The organism is Sphingobacterium sp. BN32 (genome assembly GCF_030503615.1).
GTDB lineage: Bacteria > Bacteroidota > Bacteroidia > Sphingobacteriales > Sphingobacteriaceae > Sphingobacterium.
The window spans coordinates 1,716,033-1,737,957 of the sequence record NZ_CP129963.1 but is presented as its reverse complement, the minus strand read 5'-3'; the positions used below and the strand labels follow the sequence as shown (position 1 = coordinate 1,737,957).

Here is a 21,925-nt window from a genome sequence, read left to right as displayed (position 1 = left end):
GATGGCAAAGTTTCCGTTTTATAAGCAACCTGATGCGAAGGACTGTGGCCCGACTTGTTTGCGAATTATCAGCAAGCATTACGGTAAATCGCTTTCATTACAAATGTTGCGTGATCTTTCAGAAACCACGCGAGAAGGCTCCAGTCTAATGGGACTTAGCCGTGCAGCGGAAGCGATCGGATTCAAGACATTAGCGGTAAAGATTGACTTTAATACACTTTTTGAAGATGTACCAATGCCATGTGTTGTCTTTTGGAGAAAGCAACATTTTGTGGTCGTTTATAAAGTGGAGAAGACCGGAAATGATTATAAAGTCTATATTTCCGACCCGAGCTATGGCTTAATAACCTACAAGAAAGAAGAATTTCTGGAAGCTTGGATTGGTAAAGGCGCCAATGAAACGACAGAAGAGGGTATTGCGCTGGTACTGGAGACAACGCCGCGTTTTGACGAGGTTGAAGAGAATACGGATAAGAAATTTTCAATCTATAAATACCTTAAACACTACCTTTCAAAATATAGAAAATATATTGTTCAGTTAGCCATCGGGCTAATTGGCGGAAGTTTGCTCGCGCTCGTACTTCCATTTCTGACACAGAGTATCGTCGATATCGGTATTCAGAATCAGGATCTGAATTTCATTTACTTAGTGCTTTTCGCGCAGATCATGCTGTATTTAGGACAGATGAGTATTGAGATGATTCGAGCCTGGATACTGCTGCACTTATCGTCGAGAATCAACATTTCCATTGTGTCGGACTTCTTTATCAAGCTAATGCGTTTGCCTATTAAATTCTTTGATACGCGCGTAACAGCGGATATTATGCAACGAATTGGAGACCACTCCAGGATCGAGCAGCTGTTGACGAATAGTTCACTGCAGACACTTTTCTCACTCATCAACTTCCTCATTTTCGGAATAGTGCTCCTAATTTACAACTATAAGCTATTCCTTGTTTTCTTCATTGGCGCTTTAGCCTATGTGCTATGGATTACTTTTTTCTTAAAAAAGCGTCGAGAATTGGATTATAAGCAGTTTTCCCAGCTATCGGAAGAACAGGGCCAGGTGATGGAACTGATCAATGGTATGCAGGAAATCAAGATGAACAATGCCGAGAACTATAAACGCTGGCAATGGGAGGGGACTCAGATCAAAGTATTCCGAATAAAGATCAAAGCTCTGAAATTGGAGCAAGTGCAAACAATCGGCGGTAACATTATTAGCCAATTAAAAGACGTCTTGATCAGCTTTATTGCTGCGAGTCTGGTTGTTGAAGGGAAATTAACGCTGGGGATGATGTTATCTGTACAATACATTATCGGACAGCTAAATACGCCGTTGATTCAGCTAGTCAGCTTTATCCGTCAATTTCAGGATGCAAAAATCGCGTTGGAGCGTCTGAATGAGATACATGAAAAAGACGATGAGGAGCAGCTGGATCAAGCGAAACTTACAGACCTACCGGATGGCGATATCCAATTGCAAAATGTCTCTTTCCGTTATACAGGCTCAGAAACATCGGTATTCGAAGGGCTCAACCTAACCATTCCGTTCGAAAAAACGACCGCAATTGTCGGTGCTAGCGGAAGTGGCAAAACAACCTTGATGAAGATATTGGCAAAGTTTTATGATGCCGATTTGGGAACAGTAAAGATCGGACCAACAGAGCTGAAGAATATCTCTGTCCATACTTGGCGAGCAAACTGCGGAATTGTTATGCAAGATGGATATATTTTCAATGAGAGTATCGCCCATAATATTGCTTTAGGGGATGATAGTGTCGATAAAGCGAAATTGGGCCAAGCGGTGGAAGTCGCAAATATTAAAGACTTTATCGAAAGCTTGCCCCTGAGCTACAATACAAAAATAGGGTACGAAGGATTAGGACTTAGCGGCGGACAAACACAACGTATGCTCATCGCCAGAGCGGTTTATAAAGAGCCAAAATTTGTGTTTTTCGATGAGGCAACAAGTGCCTTGGATGCCAACACCGAAAAAATTATTACAGACAATTTAAACCACTTTTTGAAAGGTAAAACGGCGGTGATCATAGCTCACCGCTTATCTACCGTGAAAAATGCAGATAAAATTGTGGTGTTGGATCATGGCCGGATCGTTGAAGAGGGGAGCCATGCGGAATTAGTTGCTAGGAGAGGAGAATACTATCGTTTAGTTAAAAATCAGTTAGAACTTGGAAACTAATAGAAATACATTAGATAATATACACCTTCGTTCAGAGCAGGTGAATGATGTCTTGGAGAATCCACCGCATTGGCTGATTCGTTGGGGAAGTACAGTGATCTGTTTACTGATTGTTTTATTTTTTACGCTCGCCTGTATCATTAAATATCCCGAGTTTATTCAAGGGACGATCGTTATCAGTTCGCAGAACCCACCGGAAAAGATTGAAGCGACCGTCAATTCGAGGATTGAAAAGATATTTGTTGCCGATCAAAAATCTGTGAAGAAGGGTGAACCTATTTTAGTCTTACAGTCGAATGCCAACTATGAAGATATGATTCGCCTAAAGGGTCTTCTAGATAGCGTAGAATTAAGTTCCTTAGCTCAATTTCCAATTGCATTGACATCGACATTTAGATTAGGTGAAGTGCAGGAAGATTATACGGCCTTTGCCAAAGCCGTACAGGACGAGTTGCTTTTTGCCAAATTGAAACCATACGACACAGAAGGTCTGACAGCGGGCAAGAACATCAATGACTATGAGAATCGAATTGCTAACATGAAGCAGCAATACACGATCGAAGAGGCTAAAATGGAACTTACGGAAAAGAACTACCAACGTTCGGAACAGCTTCAGCAGCAGGGGGTGATCTCGGCCCTAGACTTGGAAAATGAGAAAATAAGACTGCTAGAGCAACGTAAGAACTTTAAGAATACGCAATTATCGCTCGCGCAGTTGGAGGAAAGCGTATTAAACTTCAGGAAGATTCAAGCAGGAGTTCAGATCAATAAGACCAAGGATGAATCGAACTACGCTACAGGCAGTATTTTAATGTTAGAGCGACTTCGAAAATCAATCATACAGTGGGAGAGAAACTTCCTTATTCGAGCATCTATAGACGGAAAAGTAAGCTATCTACAATTTTTAGGGGAAAATCAATTTGTGAAAGCTGGTTCTAATTTGCTGAGCATTCTTCCGGAACGTCGCGATGTCATCATTGGTCAGATGCTGATTGCCGCACAGAACCAGGGAAAAATACAGAAGGATCAACGCGTATTGATCAAGCTTGATAATTACAAATATCAAGAGTTTGGCATCGTTACGGGCCGTATCCAATCACTCTCGCTAACCCCCGATAAAGATGGAAAATATTATGTCGAAGTGGCACTGCCCAATGGTCTTAAAACCTCTTACGATAAGCAATTAAACTTTGATCAGGAACTTACGGGTAGCGCAGACATCGTAACAGAAGAACTAACACTTGCTCAAAGAATTCTAGACCAGTTAAGAAGTGTGTTAAAATATCAGAACAACGACTAGCTATGGCAGGAAAGCAATTAGTTATACTCATCGCATTATTTATGTTGTCTTTAGTGAACGGTGTTTTTGCTCAGAAACAATGGTCTTTACAAGAATGTATGGATTATGCTGTTCAACGAAATGAGAACCTCGCCCTCTCGAAGTTGGATGTAGAAAATAAATCAATTGATATAGAGACCGCGAAGCGCGAGAGACTGCCAACCCTAAATGGCTTTAGTAATATTTCCAGCAATTTCGGACAGTCGCAAGATATCTTTGGAAACAACGCAAGGAACGACAATTTTAGTAATAGTCTGGGATTATCAAGTTCTGTTTCGCTCCTCAACTTTGGTCGCATCAAGAACAATGTAATCAAAGCGGAAGCCTTAGTCAACGCTTCAAAAGAGGATGTAGAACTCGTACAGCGAAATACCCGCGTGCAGGTGCTGCAAGCCTATTTACAGGTGCTGCTACAGAAAGAAATGGCCCGTTTGATCGATTCTAGTGCTATATTCTCGAATTTACAATTGCAAAAGATCCAAAAATCAACCGATTTAGGTGTGACTGCTTTATCGGTCTTATATGAAGCGAAAGCGAATTATAGTCGAGATGTACAGAAAAAAGCGGCCGCTGTACAGCAAATTGATAAAGCATTGTTGGCACTCAAGTATGCGATGAACATGGAAGAAGATCAAGAAATTCAAGTCGATGAAAAGATATCCTTGATCGAAGAACTCTTAAAAACCGATGATAAGCATCGTTCATATTCAAACATGATGTGGATTGATCATCCATTGATCAAGAAATATCAATACTTGAATGAATCGATTATAGCCGAAAATAAGATCATCCGTTCTAGCCTTTATCCAAGTATTGATTTGAGTGTGAATGTGGGTAGTTTTTACTTCAACAATCTTACTCAGGGTTTTGGAAAACTCCCTTACATGGAACAGATTCAAAATAATTTCTCGCAACAAGTAACACTTTCCTTGAACGTCCCTATTTATAATCGAAACAGCGTGAAGTATAATCTTCAAAGGAATAAGATATTAATCCAACAGAATGCGGAACAATTAGCATTAGGCAAGCAGCAATTCTCCCAAGAAATGCAAGGCTATCTCTTGGATTATAAAAACTACGAGAAGCAACTCGTTTTAAGCAATGAAGCACTAGATAATACCCGATTGGCGTTTGATATCAGTCAAAAGAGCTTTGACGCAGGGAAAATCAGCATTTACGATCTGAACATTTCACGAGCGAACCTTCTTAATGCGGAAAGTGAGACTATTCAGGTACGCTTTAACATGGCATTCTCAAAATTGCTTATCGAATTGATGGCAACCGGAGATATACGATTTTAAGTGGTCAAATCTATCTGTTGAGTCGCAGAAACGCATTCGATCGCTCGCATGTTGGGAGTCGTTCATCATGCTAAATGATTTGGAAAGATATCGAAATTTGTATCTTCGCGTAGCTTAGATTCAACGCCATCAACATGATCAAAATATATCATAATCATTCCTGCAGTAAAAGTCGTGCGGCATTAAGCCTTTTAGAGGAAAGTGGCGAAGAGTTTATCGTGAAAGAATATCTCGATCAAGTTCCTACCAAAAAAGAGCTTGAGGGGCTGATAAACATGCTAGGTATCAAACCGCTGGATCTCATCCGTAAGAACGAAGATGTTTTTAAGCAGAATTTTGCGGATATCGAATTAAATGACGATCAATGGATTGATGTAATGACACGATACCCAATCTTGATCGAACGCCCAATCGTAGTAAAGAACGGTACTGCACGAATTGGTAGACCAACTGAGAATATAATCGAGTTGTTGAAGCGTCAATAAACTTGATTTATTAATCTACTACGTTTAGTTATTTACTGCCCAAAAACACAGGAACCATTGGATTCATAATAATTGCTTTTGCTAAACTTTTACTAAATAGTTTTGCGAAAAAGTTCTTATCGCTGTTCCAAGTGAGCAAAAGGATGTCGGCCTGCATTTCCTCCACAACTTCCTTCACCAAACTTGTGCTCTCTTTACTACGAATCAACTGCATTTGAAGATCGTCTATTCCCAAATCCTTCTGCAAATGATAGCGGTGTTCCTCTAATTCCAGCTCTTCATAAACTGTAGGATCCTTAACTTCCGGATGCATATGGACTATACTATACTTCAATTGCTCGCCCGCAACAACATCCATAAAGGATCTCAGCGTGTTCTCATCGCCTTTTTGATAATCGGTAAACAACACGGCGTGCGACAGATGAAACTCATTCGGTCGCTCAGGGACAATCAATAAAGAGCACTCCATATTCTTTGCCAGATCGTAGGTATTACTGCCCAAAACATTTTTCCTCGCGCCAGTTTCTCCATGTGTTCCCATAATCACTAACGATATTTGATGTTCGTCAATGTACTTTTGAATACTAGTCAAAAATGCGCCTTCGACACATTGAAATGTTACATCCGACGATGTCAGCCCTAAGTTTGATTTGAAGGCTTCCAATTTCGCCTGCGAACTGTTATGTGCTTGTTCGCTATCTTTTTCATTACTGGAATGACTTTGAAAGGCGGATTTAAATGCTTGATAGACATGAACAAAATGTACATCATACCCGTACTTCTCAGCAAAAGCGAGCGCGTATTGCGAAGCAATTTGAGCATTATTCGAAAAATCGATGGGGACTAAAATAGACTTTCTCATAGGACAAAAAGTTAATATAAACACGGTTTTAATGGAACGCCTTGGAAGCATTCCTTTCCTATAATATAAGCATTTTGAACGAGAAAAGCGAATTTTTATCTTCGATTTATCGAGTGATAACGGAAACGGCGTCGCTTTTCAGCTTCACCTTAAGCCAGCTTTCCAATCGATTAAGGTCCGCTTCATTTAGCTTATCCTTCCCATCAATCATTAAAACCGTTTGCAGGTAAGAACTATCCTTATTAACATAAACATTTTGTTTCCCTATAGAAAATGGCGACAATTGAGGAAATAAGGTCGTAATTTCCTCAATGAGCGCCTTATCAGTAAAGGTATAAGCGGCAAGTTCGTTCCGCAGGTTCTGTATTGTAATATCTTTTTCGGAGACGTGCTGCGATTGCTTGTTAATTTCCGCAAGGATGTCTTTCTTAAGATCCACGCTGTCTTGACGGATCAATAACTTCGTGTTTTGTAAATCGTAATTATCCAATCGATTATTCAAATCTTTAAGCTCACTATCCGAGAAACGCTTTGCAAGAAAGGCCAATTCAATTCTTTTCTCTCTGCTATTAAATTGCGTACGCTCATAGATCACCGTATATCCTTTGGCAGCAAACTCGTTTTGGATAAAAGTAGACACATTTTGGGTGAACTTTCTCTCCTGCAATAAACTGTATGCCAAATAGAAACTAGGCACTAACATAATAATCAAGAGGACGGTGATGGTCCTAGTTATCCGTTTCTCACGTTGAGCATCCACAAACTTAACCCTAGGGTATTTCAACAGCTTCACGATGAAAAGAGTAGAGATACAGATGAAGAAACAGTTAATTGTGTATAAATAGATTGCTCCGGAGAAATATGCGAAATTACCGATAGCCAATCCATATCCCGCTGTACAAAGTGGAGGCATCAGGGCCGTTGCAATCGCGACTCCAGGGATTGGATTTCCTTTTTCTTTGCGCGTAATCGCAATTCCGCCAACCAAACCGCCAAAGAAAGCAATCAAAACATCATAAATATTAGGAGCAGTCCGGGCTAACAATTCCGACTGCGCCTCTTTGAAAGGACTTAACAAAAAGTATAAAAACGATACAAATAAACTTACCAAGGTCGCAATGCCTAAGTTCTTCGCAGACTTCTTCAACAAATCGAAATCGTAAGTCCCCAACGCAAATCCAGCCCCAACGATAGGTCCCATCAAAGGGGAAATCAACATGGCACCGATGATTACCGCGGTAGAATTGACATTCAAACCCACCGAGGCAACAACAATAGCACAGGCTAAAATCCATAGATTAGCGCCCTTGAAGGAAATATTCGATTTCACATTCTCCAACACAACCTCTCGAGACTCCTCTCCATAATGGAGATTAAAGGAACGTAGTAACTTGATCATAGATATTGCTTGATGCCGGGAAAATACGAAAATCCCCATTAAATTGGAATGTAATTTAAACCGCCAAATTTTTGATTAGTAGTTAGTACTTAGTAGTTAGTATTAAGACCCTTGGCGGTTTTTAATATTAAGATGTCGTTGGACCAGGAAAAGAGCGATTTTTGGATAATAAGGACCTGGCGTCGTAGGTCTTTATACTAACTACTAACTACTAAATACTATTCAATTAATCCAATCCTATTATAAGGAATCGCCTGAAACTTCGGTAATACCTCTTTTATCCTGATGCTGTCCTTGAGGTTAAAGTTCTTGTTCTTGTAATCTACAAAAGGATCGCTTTTCTCGCTATCTTTCAGGAACAGCATATTAGAATTGACGTAGTTTCCGGAAGCGAAGTTGCCGCATAAGAACGCGATGTTATTATCCGAAAAGTTGTACCGCATCGGTACAACGGCTGTATCTAGAATGGTATGCAATTGAGGGTAAGCGTCTTTGTAAACGTTAGATCGAATGTCTACGCGTTCCGTCAGTTTATTCTGAAGGTCAGCGGCCATGAGGTCAGTTTTCCATTTTTCAATGGTCCAGGGGCTATTGCCTAACGCTTGTTTGCAGTTGATAAAGATGTTGTTCGTGAAATAGTTGTTATAACCGCCATTCACATGCACAGCGCCAAATGATCCCTTATCCGTTGGGTTACCGCAGCGATTGAAAATATTGCCATAAACATAATGGCCAACCGTGCCATCATCCAGATAAACTGCACAAACGCGGTTCTCGTCATCCTTATAAACATTTTCGAAATAGTTGTAACGGATCGTATTGTTCTGCTCGGCTTGGTTTCTACCGGTGTACATGGCACCCATATCAGAAGCATTTTGACAGACATTGGCAATCTTATTGTATTCAAAAAGCAAGTTGTTCCCCTGAAAACCTATCGCCATATGCGGAGCCGAATGTACGTAGCAATGTCTTACCGTATGTCCAACGCCAGTAACGCGTATCGCCGGAGCATAAGTCTTATTGAAAAGATTGAAGTTTGATATTTCACAGTTTTGAACTAGGTTATTTCCTGGCGTCAGCGTCCTATTGTCACCACCATTGATATAAATTCCTCCGGATCCCATATTGTTGATATAACAATTCTCAATGCGTACAAAGCTATTCTGATTCTGATTATCGATTTCTGTCTTCAAATCGGTGGGGTAGGTGTCGCCCATTGAAATAGCCCGCCCACCGAGGTTCTCAAAACGACAGTCCCGAATAGTTACATGGCTTACATAACCCAAATAAATACCCAATCCGCGCGCATACTTAAAATCGATATTCTCGATATTCAAATAATTTACGCCTTCGACGATCAGAAAAGGCTCAGCAAACTGTGTCAAGCGAACATCCGTTCCACTAGCAATTGAACTGCTTGGATAAATAAACAGTCTATTGGCATCACGATCGAAATAATATTCTCCCGGCTGATCAACCTCTTCTAAAATATTATAAAAATGAAAGCCTCGAATCTTATGAGAATGCTTTAAGCCCCAATCGGAGGTATCTGCGCTGGAATGGAAACCGTATATATGAGGATGTGTTGTGCTAATGGTCTTCTTCTTCGTATCTATAGCGTGAATCATCACATTATCATCCGCATACCCGTAGGCAAAGTATCCATAAATCCAGATATTATCTTTTTGTTTCCAGTTCTTGACGTCGCCAATATATTTAAACTGAGCGCCATACGGATTATCCACCTTGCCGTAACGCGCAATCGACCCTTTATTTAGCACCTCAGCGATCTTAACAATAGGTTCGCCTGCATTTGGCCAACGACCTAAATCATAGGCTTCATTGTCAACAAACAACATGCTGCTCGACGGTACAAGCTCCTCAATGCTATACCCGAATCCATGAGGAAAAAGCCCCTCGTCTACAGCAATCCCTGAAGCATTGACATCGGCTACTAAAATCTTATTTGCGGCATCCTTATGTAAGAAACTACGTTCTTTCCGATCCTTTACAGGTGCGAAATCCGACCCGTTAATTTTGATGGCTCCTGTAAAAACAACCTCTTCATTTTGATAGGCAGCAATAATGGTCGGTTGCCCTGCGGTTCCGGACAAAGCACGATCAACTCGTGCAGCCTTATTAAACGCATATTCGCCCGCCCGTAGATAAATCTTTACTGCCTCCTTTGGTTGTTTTTGTTTCATCTCTTTGGCTTTCGCGAGCGCATAATTTAAGGAATGCAAGGGCTGCTCCAACGAACCGATATTTTGATCATTCCCCGTCGGAGAAACAAATAGTACGATATCGGCCTTTGCCGTAGTCAGGAAAAATATTAGGATCGAAGTAAACAAGTATCTTATCATAAAGAGACAGGTTAATGAAAGGTTTATGTGTTAGATTGAATTGAAAACAAAATAGAAATTATCTTCGTTTTTGGCAAATTAAACTTTCATTATAATAGTTGCTATAAAGATTTAGCAAAGAGACAATCCGCTAATACCTATACTGTTTGATTGAAATGTATAGTCGCTTTATTTGACGCCAATGCGTAGAGCCCTTTCACTAAAGGGCTCCGACATACAGGCTAAAACTATATAGATTCCAGCAATGCAAATTCCGAAATTTAGTCCAACATTTAATACGTGTACTTCATTTGATATCCTTTTCGCTCGACATCTGATATTTCCAATCCTTCTCTGATAAACCTATCCATATCGCCATAACTCTTTTCAATCTCTGTAAATGCTGCTTCTAGATAGCTGCGATCTACCGTCAACAATGGCAACATCACTTGTGGATCGACCTTCGCAAATGCAGCTGCTGTTTTCGCGTCTTTCTTTTGTGCCATTTTTGGCAGTGTGTAATAGTTTGTCATTAAATACTCGTTAATAACTGTTTCCTTGTCGACTCCCAAAACTGATAACAATAGGGCAGAGGTTAACCCGGTACGATCTTTACCGGCTGTACAGTGGAACAATGAGGGTGCTTGATTGTCCAGGAGCTCACGAACCAAAACTTTGAATTCTCTTAAATTCGAATTGATAAACGCCTTGTTTGCTGTAATCAACAAGTTTTTAGAGTCTTGAGCAGTCATATCACCGGTTTTAAGCTTCTGCATAACCGCATTCATTTCTGCGGTATTATCGCCACTAAAGATCGGGTGATGAATCCAGCGGATGCTAGAAGGCAAGTTGTCTTTCGATGTGGCAATTTCCTCATCACTTCTCAGGTCATACACCTTACTGATCTTTAGGCTCTCAATATATGGAAACTCAGCTTCCTGAATACTCCCTAATGCATCAGCGCGATAAAACTGACCCCATTTCACTTGTTTCCCGTCCTTTGTTTTAATACCGCCAATATCGCGGAAGTTACTAGGCCCCACTAAAGGAATTAAACGTTCAGTGATAACAATCGTATCTCCAGCCAGAATAGATGCAAAGTATAGGCGATCGTTCTCCTCCACAGCGACAATGCTATCCTTCGTCAAGCTGAAAGGTTTGCTATAGTCGATTGTTTCTACCGACTTGCCGATAAAATAATTACCTTGGAAATTGTGTTCCGCATAAATGCGATAAGATGTACTATTTATGCGATCTGTTCGAAAACCTTCCTCCAATGTTCTAGTGACCTTCGGAGTCTGCGCGATGATATTTAATGATACAAGCATAAGAATGTATGTAAATGCGATATATTTTTTGAAATTCATAACCCTCTGATTAAAATATCTGATAATTGATTCCCACTAATCCTCTTAAGGAGTAATACTCTAACTGTTCTACGCGACGAGAATCGCCATGGTAATAGCGCAAGGCTGCATTCGTTAGATTATTTAGCTCAGCAAAGACAGAAACTTTCCTGTTAACTCTATAGTTCGCTGAAAAATCCATAGTGAAGTTTTCACCATACCAACGATAATTCTCCGGGTTGCCTTGTACAATGGATAATGCCGATCCTTTGTAGTTGCCGGCAATGCGTGCCATAAACTTACCTTTTTCGTAGAAAATTGCCGCATTAAAAAGATGTTTTGATTGATTTGGTAGTACTTCCTTGGCAATAGTCTTTGTAACCTGCCCCTGATCGTCCAAGCTAAAGCGTGGAACCTCCATCTCAGAAGTCGTCATTGTGTAGTTCGCTTCAACTCCAAATCCATTCCAAAAGCCAGGTAGGAATGACAAACGTTTCGATATCCCTGCCTCAAATCCGGCTAGCCAACCACTCTCGGAATTCTCAGGTTGGGTAACACGATAAATCGTGCCATCAATCTGTTGAAATGATTGAGACGAGTAAATTACATTGCTCAATTGCTTGTAGAAAACCCCAAAACTCGCAACACCGATATCGTCAAAATAATAAGAAGACATGAAATCAAAATTGTGCGCGAAAGTAGGCTTTAAAGCAATATTACCACGAGAGATAACCGGAGGGATATAAATCATGTTAATATTCTCCGTTGGGTTAAGATCTGAAAAATTAGCTCTGGCGAATGTTCTCGTATAGGCTAAACGGATATTCATCGCTTCGATCGGTTGGTACTTTAAATGTGCCATCGGCAATAGCGAACCAAATTTATTGCTGTTCTCGACCTTATTGATTTCTGCGGTCGGCTTCCCATCGACGTTTTTGCGGATTACTTCATTGCCGTAGTAAGTTAAAGCAGTGTGTTCGTAACGCGCCCCTGCAATCAGTTGTAGTTTATCCGAAAGCTTTATATCGAACATACCATAGCCCGCATAGACATCCTCATTGCCCCTGTAAAACGCAGAAGCGGCATCTGGACTGGATTCACCTCTAGAGATATGCATCAGTTTGTTCTCCGTGATATAGCTATCCATCAAGAGCTGGTCTAACTGCGTCAAGGTAATTCCATCCAACAAAATTGAATGGTAATCAGCACCGGTCTCTTTCAAAAAACCACCATTGAAATCATAACCCTCCGTCGCTAAACTTGCAACAGTAATTTTAGCTCCGGTATTGGCATAGATATCCACCGGGCTACCACGACGAAGGTATTTACCCTTGAATTTACCGCCAGCTTTAAAATAAATATTATTGTTCAGTTGATATTTAAAATCTAACTCTGCGATTCTATCGCGCTCAAAACTCTGTAACTGAAGGTCCAATAATATGTTTAGCATCAAATCGGAAGACTTTACTGCCGACTTTAACATCGGTACGAACGACTGATAATTTGAACTTTGAAATCCAGCAGGCGCATCCAGATCCAGATACATTTTGCCGTCAGAAGCAAGGTTCGCGTAATCCACCTTGCTGGCAAACATGCTCATGCGGTAGGTTTTCTTCGGATTATCGGCATGCGACGGTTTTCTGGTCTCCATGTTGGTTTCGTAGTTGCTCAACTTCCATTGTATATTCAACTTTTCACCCAAAGTATTATGAATACCGCCGACTTCAGCACCTAACAGTCCAATTCCCATGACGCCTTCTCGACGACGCTGGGTCAAAGTCTTGTCGGTGTAGGAAAAAGTATGCTCTAAAGCTGTCTCCTGATCCTGGAAGTCTGTTAAGATGCCCCGAAAGAATAGGGTATGGCTTGGACTGAAATTGTAGGATAACCCAGCGTTTAATCCCATGGTCGTACGTACTCCTTTATAATCGCGGAGTTCAAAACTCTCCATCGCAAAGTCATCTGGATTGTACATCGCTTCGGTATTATCGGTAGCCCAATTTCGCTTCCAATAGGAGCCGCCGATAATCAAGTTGAGCTTCTTCTTATAAAAATGATCCCCATACATAAAACTACCGCTGTAAATACCCTTTTGCGCTTGTCCGTTATAGCCAGTCCCTAGGGATGCTTTTAATGTTTTGCTCACCGGCGCCGTACGGGTGACGAAGTTAATGGAACCTCCGATCGCGTCGCCTTCCATATCCGGCGTAATCGCTTTTGACACTTGAACAAATTCGATCATTTCGGAAGGGAAGATATCTAAGGGAGAAGTTCTACTCCCCGTCGTATTGTTGGACGTACCTTCAGAAGTCGGCATCCGATTGCCGTTTACCAAGGTAGAATTCCATTGCATGGGCGTTCCGCGTACACTCGCATAGCGCCCCTCGCCATGATCGCGTTCAATAGCAATACCCTGAATACGCTGAACCGCCTCTGCAGCATTTCGATCGGGCAACTTACCAATTAAATCCGACGCGATAACATTCATAATCGCTGGACTACTTTTCTGTATGCTCAAGGCTTTGGCCTGCGTGTTAGCCATAATGCCCTGCACAACAACTTCATCGATATCCTGAGCATCATTTCCCGTGAAGGATAAATCGCCTAGATAAACATTAAAAGGTTTCTCCAAAACATTAACTGTCTTCTCAATCGACTCATAACCCAGATAGCTGAAGACCAGCTCATAGCTACCTTGTTTGATTCCCGTAATTCGGAAAGTTCCGTCCAGATTGGTTTGTGTAGCGATGCTATTGTCTTTTGTTTTAATAGTAACGCCGGGAAGTGCTGTTTTCCCATCAATAATCCTTCCCGTAATGCTGTATTGCTGCTGCGAAAATGCAGCCTGCCAGCTTAGGAATAGCAGAAAAAATACGAAGTAAAAAATTCTTTTCATCTTATGTTGATTTGTTGCCACAAAGAGAGAGGAAATCTCAAACGATATCGACCGCGCCAATTGGGAGGAACTTTAGCTGTGTTTTTTTACTGTATAAGTGATTGATGATAAGCGTTTTATGTGTTGTTAAGTTTCGTTTAACAAATTATTAGGAAATCTTCGATACCTTTTCTTTAAGAAACTCCGTAGGCGATTGTCCGGTCTCCATCTTGAAATACTTATTGAATGTACTCTTGGACTGAAAGCCCGATTCGTATGCCAGATTTAAAATATTCTGATCTTCCTGAACAATTCGATGCGCATGAGCAATGAAATAGGATACTCGTTTTGAGTTGATGTATTGATAAAAATTGGAGTCCATTAAATTATTGAGGATAATGGAAAGATCATGATTGCTGATCGATAAACTCTTGGCAAGGTCAGAATGCGCAAACTCAGGATTGAGAAAAGGCTGTTCTTTAATCATCAGTTCATCGATCTGAGCAACGAGTGGTCTTAATCCCTCAATCTTCGCACTGTTCTTCTGATACTTTTCCTCATTCGTCTTCCTCATATCCCCACTTAATCTACTCGCCGTTTGTACAGATAGACCCAAACTGTCCCTATACGGATTAACAAATCTGAAATACACGATCAATAGGACGATAATCGATGAACTCGCCAGTCCCAAATAAAGAATGAATTGATAATCAAAGGGCTTGAACAACAAAGAGCTCGAGATAAGGAAACAGAGGAAAAAATTGTAGCAAATGAAACTTAATGCTAATCCTATTTCGTTCGTCCGAGCACGTTTTTTAACGCTATCCCAATATTTAACTAGCAAATAGATGTTGCCAAGGAAACAAATGGCAAGGATAAATCGCCGAAAATTAAATACATAAAAATCAATCGCCTTCGCCAGTCCTTGATAATGAGCAATTCCTTTATTAAAGAGCAGTTCGATCATAAAAATAATTGCGGTGCTAAAGAACGGTAGAGAGAAGCAGATGAGTTCAACCCTTCGAATAGGCTTCTGGGAGAAAATATGTTTGCTATAGAGAAAGGCAAAAGTTGAAAAACCAATGGTCGACGAAATGCCGTATTCGAAATTGACTGCCGAATTTGAAAACTGAATAATCAGTTTGGAAATCAAGCCTAAGCTGCAGCAAAATAAAATAATAAAGAGAATCTGGTCTTTATTCTCCTTTCGTTTCAAAGTCTTCGAAAAGAAAAAGCTAAAAACCACAATCTGTCCTGTTACAAGTAATAGATATGGCCCCATATCAGCAATAATAACTTTTGATTATTAACTTATTTGCAATAAATTGTTATCTAATATCATGAAACAAGCTTCAGTCTTAAAAAAGCGAAGATTTCAATTAAATAAAGTGCAAAACCAACCAAGTAGGAGACTGCTTCAAGTTACAACCCTTATAGAACCCTTGTAAACCCATTGATAACCCCAATCAAACCCGCTCCAAAGCGGGTTTGATTGGGGTAGTATTTGGTATTTAATAGTTAGTGTTCAGACCTAGGGTGGGTAAAGTTTTAGATAATAGAGATAAGATATTTGCTGTGCCGTATTAGTATGACCATGTTGGCGGCCATAGGTCTTTATACTAAGTACTAAATACTAACTACTATTCTATGTAGCATTTACGGAATACTTTACGTACTATGAATAACCAATAATATTCCATATGAAAAGATTGATCACAATCCTATTCAGCAGCCTTATTTTCTTAAGTGCGTGCGACAAACAGCAAGACGATCCCAATGCACCAGAGTGCTATATCCAAATGAAGCAGCGATACGACAAGCAGTTAGGCTGCTCAAAGAAGGGGCAAATGGAGGTTAATCTTTATCGAGGACTATATCAGGGTAAGGAAATCTTTTTTCCAATGACCATGTGTCCAAACTGCAGTACTTTAGCACCAGCCGAAGGTTACACCTGTGAAGGAGAAAAAATCGCAATCAAAAACTTCAATACGGAAGTGACAGCGATTAAAGGAGTATACAATAGCTGTACAGGGAATTTTATGTATTAGATTTGAGATATGAGATATGAGACATTAGAGTATGGCGCGAACAATGGAAGGAAGGATTCAAGGATTGACAGGATATTACGCTATAGGTCTTTATACTAAGTACTAAGTACTAAATACTAACTACTATTTCTGAACCAGGAAAGGAAGGATGCAAGGATTGACAGGGTATTACGCTATAGGTCTTTATACTAAGTACTAAATACTAACTACTATTTCTGAACCAGGAAAGGAAGTATTCAAGGATTGACGGGGTATTACGCTATAGGTCTTTATACTAAGTACTAAATACTAACTACTATTTCTTAACCAGGAAAGGAAGGATGCAAGGATAAACAGGATCCTGCCAATCCTTAAACCCTTTTTTTCCTGGTTCAAAACAAGCTCCATCAAAAAAAACAAGCTTCACTATCAAAAAATATGGCGACCATCTCTAGCCGCCATATTCTAATATCTTATGTCTAAAATCTTATATCTAATTCTTATGTCTAAAATCTAAAATCTAAACAGCCTTCTTCGCCAAGGAACTCAGGAAGAAATATCCGCATAAGCCGGAAATCAATGACCCGATCAGGACAGCAAATTTAGCTTCTTCGATAAATAAGGGATCCTTGAAGGAGAGCATAGAAATGAAAATTGACATGGTAAATCCGATACCACCGAGCATACCGACACCAATCATATGTTTCCAGCCGGCTTCTTCAGGGAGGTTAGCAAGCTTTGTCTTAACGCAGATATAGGAGGTTAGGAAAATTCCGATGGTTTTTCCGAGGAATAGACCTAAGATAATACCTAATCCGAGTGGAGAGGTCAGTCCGCTGATCATTTCTTCGTGAAGCGTGATATTGGTGTTTGCTAAGGCGAATAAAGGGATAATAAAAAAGTTTACCGGATTTACTAGGGCATGCTCCAGTTTCTCTAGCGGCGATTCTGTTGCGTCCGGTGTTGTGGGAAGAGTCATGGCCACCAGTACACCTGCGATGGTCGCGTGAATCCCGGAATGGTGAACAAAATACCAAATGAAAACACCCGGGATTAGGTAAGCCCAGATATTTTTAACGCCGAAGCGGTTAAAAGCAATAAGAAGCAACATGATTCCGCCGGCATACATCAGATAGGTGAGGTGCATGTCGGAAGAGTAAAAGATGGCGATTACTAAGATTGCCAATAAATCATCTACGATGGCTAATGCCGCTAAGAATATTTTTAAGCTTGCAGGTACCTTCTTGCCGAGCAGCGTAATGATAGCCAATGCGAAGGCAATATCAGTCGCCATTGGGATACCCCAACCATGATGTGTAGGTTCGCTAAAATTCAGCGCGATGTAGATTCCAGCAGGTACCAGGGCACCGCCGATTGCAGCCACAATAGGAAGGGCGGCTTTCTTAGGCGATGAAAGTTCGCCTTCGACAAGTTCACGTTTAATTTCAAGACCCACCAAAAGAAAGAAGATAGCCATTAAACCGTCGTCAATCCATAGTTTAACCGAGTATTTTAACTGAATGCTTTCGCTTTCGTAACCAATGACCTGTTGAAAAAACTGATTAAATCCTTCGGCAAAAGGGGAATTCGCAATAATTAAGGAAATGATAACACATGAAAATAGGAGAATTCCTCCTGCATAGTTCGACGAAAGGAACCTTTTGAAAACGGTTAGATTAATCAGATTTGCCATTATTTTTTGAATAATAGTTCGTATGGAATGTGAAAAATAAAGGGGTAAATATATGAAAAAGAAAGTGATTGCTGGGTAAAAACCGACAGGAATCGGGTAACAAACCTGTCGTAAATATGCGGTCCAGAATGAAGTTAGGCCGTTAAACTGCTCATTTTAATGCGATTTATCGGCCCAACCTTAATGTCTTGATTTAATTTAATCTTTATAGTTGAACCATTTGATAAGTTCTTTAAAGCTTGCTTTTTTACCGTACATCAAGATACCGACACGATAGATACGAGCCGCCGCCCAAGTAGTAACAAGAAATCCGCCTACTAAGAGCAGGAAGGATACAATGATTTGCCAGGTCGGCACACCAAAAGGAATTCTGACTAGCATCGCAATCGGTGATGTGAGGGGAATAAAGCTCAGCCAGGTCGCTATGCTACCATGAGGATCATTGATCAAGACACCAAAAGATAACAAATAGGCGAGGAGCAAGGGCATCGTAATTGGCATGGTGAACTGATTCGCTTCGGTTTCCGAATCCACAGCAGAGCCTACCGCGGCAAATAAAGCGCTGTAGAGCATATAGCCTAAGAGGAAAAACAGGAAAAAGCAGATCAGAAGCTCCGTGACATTGACGCCATCTAGGGCGGTTTGTATGTCGAGCGCAATAGCACTAGTGTCTGAGAGTTCTGTCTTATCTACATTTGCCTGTTGGAGCATTTGGTTCTGAAGGTCTTCCTTATTGATCAAGGTGTTTGTCGCTACAGTGAAAAGGGTAAATGATAGGACAATCCACAGCACAAACTGGGTAATGCCGACGAGTCCAATACCGATAATCTTACCCATCATCAATTGAAATGGCTTCACCGAAGAGATGATGACTTCCACAATACGGCTGGATTTCTCTTCGATAATTCCGCGCATCACTTGTGCGCCGTAAAGGAATAATGACAGGTAGATCAGAATCGATAATCCCATAGCTATACCCATAGCAATGCGCGTATCGCTATCTTTCGTGTCGCCCGATTCGGTAATCTCTTTGGCCGAAGTGGAAACCTGTGTGTTAATGTTTTTGATCTTATCCGCATCGATATGCAGTTCTTTGTAAGCATGCGCTAACAAAACTTTCTCCAATTCACTCTCGATTTCTGCTTGGATTTTGATGTTCGGCTTTCCCGAGGAAAGGAATTCTATTTTCCGCGTTTGGAAGAAATCCTTTGGAATAATCAATAAGCTGGTTTTGTCGCCTTGTTCCTTAACCTCTTTTAACTGTTCCTGCAGCTCGGTATTGGATTTTGCATAGGTAATACGCTCGTTTGTTTTCAATTGCTGATGTACCGAATCAGTTTGATCCAACACATAGACCAACGCCTTCGAGTCTTCAAAACTTTTTTGCGTCAATAAGAACGTACCGACATAGAGGCCTATGAAGAATAGGGGAACTAAGAAAGTGGTAAGTAAGAAGGATTTCTTCTTGACGCGACTTAAATATTCCCTTTGTACTATTAATAATATCTTGTTCATATATAGCGTTCTATGTTAGTTATGTTGAGTAACACGTGTGATAAAAATATCATTCATGGATGGAATGATTTCAAAGATTTGATGTATCTCAACCTTTGGGATCAGGAAAGTTAAAACATCATTCAGACTGCGGTTATCGGAAATCCGAATGGTAAGTTTTTGCTCTTCCTCATGCTGTTCATGTTTAATCAGCTGATAAAGCTCATCCTGATGTATAGGGTCCGTGCCATTTGATGCGTAGGAAATAGTGTAGGTTTGATTTCTATATTCGTTCTTGATTTCTCGAACCGATCCATCCAATATCTTTCTCGATTTATGGATAAGGGCAATATTATCACATAAAGCTTCGACCGATTCCATGCGGTGAGTCGAATATATGATTGTAGCCCCCTTTTTATTTAACTCCAATATTTCGTCTTGAATAATCTGGGCATTAACCGGGTCGAATCCAGAGAATGGCTCATCTAAGATGATCAAGTCTGGTTCGTGGAGTACCGTAGCTACAAACTGTACTTTCTGCTGCATTCCTTTACTGAGGTCTTCGACCTTTTTATCCCACCAGGATTCAATCTGTAACTTCTCAAACCAGTATTTAAGGCGTTGCTTGGCTTCATTTTTTGATAAACCTTTTAATTGAGCTAGATAGATCATTTGATCGCCAATCTGCATCTTCTTATATAGGCCTCTTTCTTCGGGGAGATAGCCAATTCGTTCGACATGTTTTGGTGATAGCAATTCGCCATCGAAATATATCTCGCCAGCATCGGGCGCGGTAATTTGATTGATAATGCGGATTAGGGATGTTTTTCCAGCACCATTCGGACCTAACAGCCCGAATATCTTGCCTTTAGGAATAAACATGGACACATCGTCTAAAGCGCGATGATTGGCATACTGCTTCACGATGTTACGTATATCTAGCATAAGTTGGGTTTTTGTGGTTAAATTAATTAAAATGCCGTTAACATGAAACTAAATCTTAAAAATTGAGAAAAGATGGAAAAGTTTTTATAAATCGTACCTTTGTGCCATGATCGTAAAAGACGCAGAATTTATTTGCAGCAATACGGAAATTGATAAGTTACCTATTGCCAATCTACCGGAATATGCCTTTATTGGTCGTTCAAACGTCGGAAAGTCCTCGCTAATTAACGCGATGACCGGTAGAAAGGGCTTAGCTAAAACTTCTCAAAAGCCGGGTAAAACACAGTTGATCAATCATTTCCTGATTAATAAAACCTGGTATTTGGTGGATTTACCGGGTTATGGTTTTGCGCAGACATCAAAAAAGAATAGAGCGACCTGGGAAAAATTCATTCGTGCTTACTTAATCAATCGAGTTAATTTACAATGCGTATATGTGCTGATTGATAGTAGATTAGAGCCACAGAAGATTGACTTAGATTTTGTGTTTTGGTTAGGGGAGCAGGGAATACCCTTCCAGATGATCTTTACCAAAGCTGATAAGCAATCGGGCGTTAAGTCGGATCAGAATATCGCAAAATTCCGTAGAGCCATGAAAAAGTGGTTTGAGGAGATACCGACTCATTTCCTGACTTCGTCTGAAACGAAATTAGGTTGTGAATTGGTATTAGAGAATATTGATGCTATTAACCAACAATTTGAGTCGCCGATCGAGTAATCCATGAAGAAATATATGTCGTTGGTGCTTTTTGCACATAGTATTTTCGCACTACCATTTGCTATTATCGGATTTTTCTTAGCAATAAATACAACAAGCTTCCAATTCGATTGGAAGTTATTTGTTTTAATGCTGGTCTGTATGGTCACCGCTAGGAATGCGGCGATGGCCTTTAATAGGTATCTGGATCGGGATATTGATGCGTTAAATCCACGTACAGCGGTTCGTGATATCCCCGCGGGTAGAATATCGCCAAAGCAAGCATTGACTTTCACCATAATAAACTGTGTGATATTTATGGTTGCCTGCTACTTCATCAACGAGATGTGCCTGGTATTGGCACCGGTGGCCTTGTTTGTGGTGCTATTCTATTCCTATATGAAGCGCATATCTCCATTATGCCATTTGGTATTGGGTTTAGGGTTAGGCTTGGCACCTGTCGGAGCCTATTTAGCAGTAACCGGGGCTTTCGCAATTGTTCCCATCTTTTACGGCTTGGCTGTATTAACTTGGGTTAGTGGCTTCGACATCATCTATGCGTTACAAGATGAAGAGTTCGATCGTGCAAATGGCTTGAATTCGATTCCTGCGAATTTCGGCGGACCGAAAGCGCTACGTATTTCCGAAGTCTTACATGTATTGTCTTTTATATTTGTTAGTCTACCTGTATTCTTTATGCCTACAGGTTGGTTCTATTATATAGGATTACTTTTTTACGGAAGTTTATTAATCTACCAACATCGAATTGTGAGCCCCACAGATTTAAGTAAAGTCGACCGTGCCTTTATGACCACTAATGGTATTGCCTCAGTGGTTTTTATGGTCTTTTACCTACTGGATATCGCCTTTATATAAGGCATGATATTGCTCACTTTTTAGCAAATGCACATAAAATT

16 protein-coding genes are annotated in these 21,925 nt (G+C 40.5%); 7 read left to right on the top strand and 9 right to left on the bottom strand.

Translation table 11 applies throughout. From position 1 onward, the window contains the following. Position 1 precedes the first annotated feature (1 nt). From QYC40_RS07200 to arsC, 4 genes are all read left to right on the top strand, one after another. Positions 2-2,203: a peptidase domain-containing ABC transporter gene (locus tag QYC40_RS07200; RefSeq protein WP_301993253.1), complete on the top strand. Its 2,202-nt coding sequence runs from the start codon at positions 2-4 to the stop codon at positions 2,201-2,203. After that, positions 2,193-3,503: an HlyD family efflux transporter periplasmic adaptor subunit gene (locus tag QYC40_RS07195; RefSeq protein ID WP_301993251.1), complete on the top strand. Its 1,311-nt coding sequence runs from the start codon at positions 2,193-2,195 to the stop codon at positions 3,501-3,503. The genes QYC40_RS07200 and QYC40_RS07195 overlap by 11 nt, the downstream gene beginning before the upstream one ends. Before the next feature lie 2 nt (positions 3,504-3,505). Further along, positions 3,506-4,843, top strand: a complete 1,338-nt coding sequence (locus QYC40_RS07190; protein ID WP_301993250.1) for a TolC family protein — start codon at positions 3,506-3,508, stop codon at positions 4,841-4,843. A gap of 134 nt (positions 4,844-4,977) precedes the next feature. Continuing rightward, positions 4,978-5,328, top strand: a complete 351-nt coding sequence (gene arsC, locus QYC40_RS07185; protein WP_301993249.1) for an arsenate reductase (glutaredoxin) — start codon at positions 4,978-4,980, stop codon at positions 5,326-5,328. Positions 5,329-5,356: 28 nt separating this feature from the next. Here arsC and QYC40_RS07180 read toward each other — a convergent pair whose 3' ends face one another. From QYC40_RS07180 to QYC40_RS07155, 6 genes are all read right to left on the bottom strand, one after another. After that, entirely contained in the window at positions 5,357-6,190 is an 834-nt protein-coding gene (locus QYC40_RS07180; protein ID WP_301993248.1) for a universal stress protein, read from the bottom strand. 106 nt (positions 6,191-6,296) lie between these two features. Next, positions 6,297-7,589, bottom strand: a complete 1,293-nt coding sequence (locus tag QYC40_RS07175; RefSeq protein WP_301993247.1) for a DUF389 domain-containing protein — start codon at positions 7,587-7,589, stop codon at positions 6,297-6,299. A gap of 218 nt (positions 7,590-7,807) precedes the next feature. Continuing rightward, on the bottom strand, positions 7,808-9,952 hold the full coding sequence (locus QYC40_RS07170) for a right-handed parallel beta-helix repeat-containing protein (protein WP_301993246.1): 2,145 nt from the start codon (positions 9,950-9,952) through the stop codon (positions 7,808-7,810). A 272-nt stretch (positions 9,953-10,224) separates the two neighbouring features. Next, the gene (locus tag QYC40_RS07165) at positions 10,225-11,259 is read right to left on the bottom strand and encodes a tyrosine-protein phosphatase (protein ID WP_301993245.1); all 1,035 of its coding nucleotides are present in this window, start codon (positions 11,257-11,259) and stop codon (positions 10,225-10,227) included. Positions 11,260-11,308: 49 nt separating this feature from the next. Beyond that, positions 11,309-14,173: a TonB-dependent receptor gene (locus QYC40_RS07160; protein ID WP_301993244.1), complete on the bottom strand. Its 2,865-nt coding sequence runs from the start codon at positions 14,171-14,173 to the stop codon at positions 11,309-11,311. Positions 14,174-14,321: 148 nt separating this feature from the next. Continuing rightward, entirely contained in the window at positions 14,322-15,434 is a 1,113-nt protein-coding gene (locus tag QYC40_RS07155) for an AraC family transcriptional regulator (protein WP_301993243.1), read from the bottom strand. A gap of 418 nt (positions 15,435-15,852) precedes the next feature. On the opposite strand from QYC40_RS07155, the gene QYC40_RS07150 reads away from it, so the two are divergent. Further along, on the top strand, positions 15,853-16,200 hold the full coding sequence (locus tag QYC40_RS07150) for a hypothetical protein (RefSeq protein ID WP_301993242.1): 348 nt from the start codon (positions 15,853-15,855) through the stop codon (positions 16,198-16,200). Between the two features lie 499 nt (positions 16,201-16,699). Here QYC40_RS07150 and nhaA read toward each other — a convergent pair whose 3' ends face one another. From nhaA to QYC40_RS07135, 3 genes are all read right to left on the bottom strand, one after another. Next, entirely contained in the window at positions 16,700-17,872 is a 1,173-nt protein-coding gene (gene nhaA / locus QYC40_RS07145) for a Na+/H+ antiporter NhaA (protein ID WP_301993241.1), read from the bottom strand. A 198-nt stretch (positions 17,873-18,070) separates the two neighbouring features. After that, positions 18,071-19,387 (bottom strand): ABC transporter permease, encoded by a 1,317-nt coding sequence (locus tag QYC40_RS07140; protein WP_301993240.1) that lies wholly within the window; start codon positions 19,385-19,387, stop codon positions 18,071-18,073. A gap of 15 nt (positions 19,388-19,402) precedes the next feature. Then, positions 19,403-20,311 (bottom strand): ABC transporter ATP-binding protein, encoded by a 909-nt coding sequence (locus QYC40_RS07135; protein ID WP_301993239.1) that lies wholly within the window; start codon positions 20,309-20,311, stop codon positions 19,403-19,405. Positions 20,312-20,417: 106 nt separating this feature from the next. Here QYC40_RS07135 and yihA point away from each other — a divergent pair, with 106 nt between their 5' ends. Next, positions 20,418-21,029, top strand: coding sequence for a ribosome biogenesis GTP-binding protein YihA/YsxC (gene yihA, locus QYC40_RS07130; protein WP_301993238.1), 612 nt, complete (start codon positions 20,418-20,420; stop codon positions 21,027-21,029). A 3-nt stretch (positions 21,030-21,032) separates the two neighbouring features. Continuing rightward, entirely contained in the window at positions 21,033-21,884 is an 852-nt protein-coding gene (locus tag QYC40_RS07125) for a UbiA-like polyprenyltransferase (RefSeq protein ID WP_301993237.1), read from the top strand. The last annotated feature ends 41 nt before the right edge of the window (positions 21,885-21,925 follow it).

Excerpts from the sequence above, each read along its gene's own strand:
- yihA (WP_301993238.1), top strand. The coding sequence starts at position 20,418 with ATGATCGTAAAAGACGCAGAATTTATTTGCAGCAATACGGAAATTGAT.
- QYC40_RS07180 (WP_301993248.1), bottom strand. The coding sequence starts at position 6,190 with ATGAGAAAGTCTATTTTAGTCCCCATCGATTTTTCGAATAATGCTCAA.
- QYC40_RS07135 (WP_301993239.1), bottom strand. The coding sequence starts at position 20,311 with ATGCTAGATATACGTAACATCGTGAAGCAGTATGCCAATCATCGCGCT.
- QYC40_RS07190 (WP_301993250.1), top strand. The coding sequence starts at position 3,506 with ATGGCAGGAAAGCAATTAGTTATACTCATCGCATTATTTATGTTGTCT.
- QYC40_RS07165 (WP_301993245.1), bottom strand. The coding sequence starts at position 11,259 with ATGCTTGTATCATTAAATATCATCGCGCAGACTCCGAAGGTCACTAGA.
- QYC40_RS07140 (WP_301993240.1), bottom strand. The coding sequence starts at position 19,387 with ATGAACAAGATATTATTAATAGTACAAAGGGAATATTTAAGTCGCGTC.
- QYC40_RS07170 (WP_301993246.1), bottom strand. The coding sequence starts at position 9,952 with ATGATAAGATACTTGTTTACTTCGATCCTAATATTTTTCCTGACTACG.
- QYC40_RS07125 (WP_301993237.1), top strand. The coding sequence starts at position 21,033 with ATGAAGAAATATATGTCGTTGGTGCTTTTTGCACATAGTATTTTCGCA.
- nhaA (WP_301993241.1), bottom strand. The coding sequence starts at position 17,872 with ATGGCAAATCTGATTAATCTAACCGTTTTCAAAAGGTTCCTTTCGTCG.
- QYC40_RS07200 (WP_301993253.1), top strand. The coding sequence starts at position 2 with ATGGCAAAGTTTCCGTTTTATAAGCAACCTGATGCGAAGGACTGTGGC.
- QYC40_RS07175 (WP_301993247.1), bottom strand. The coding sequence starts at position 7,589 with ATGATCAAGTTACTACGTTCCTTTAATCTCCATTATGGAGAGGAGTCT.
- arsC (WP_301993249.1), top strand. The coding sequence starts at position 4,978 with ATGATCAAAATATATCATAATCATTCCTGCAGTAAAAGTCGTGCGGCA.
- QYC40_RS07155 (WP_301993243.1), bottom strand. The coding sequence starts at position 15,434 with ATGGGGCCATATCTATTACTTGTAACAGGACAGATTGTGGTTTTTAGC.
- QYC40_RS07150 (WP_301993242.1), top strand. The coding sequence starts at position 15,853 with ATGAAAAGATTGATCACAATCCTATTCAGCAGCCTTATTTTCTTAAGT.
- QYC40_RS07160 (WP_301993244.1), bottom strand. The coding sequence starts at position 14,173 with ATGAAAAGAATTTTTTACTTCGTATTTTTTCTGCTATTCCTAAGCTGG.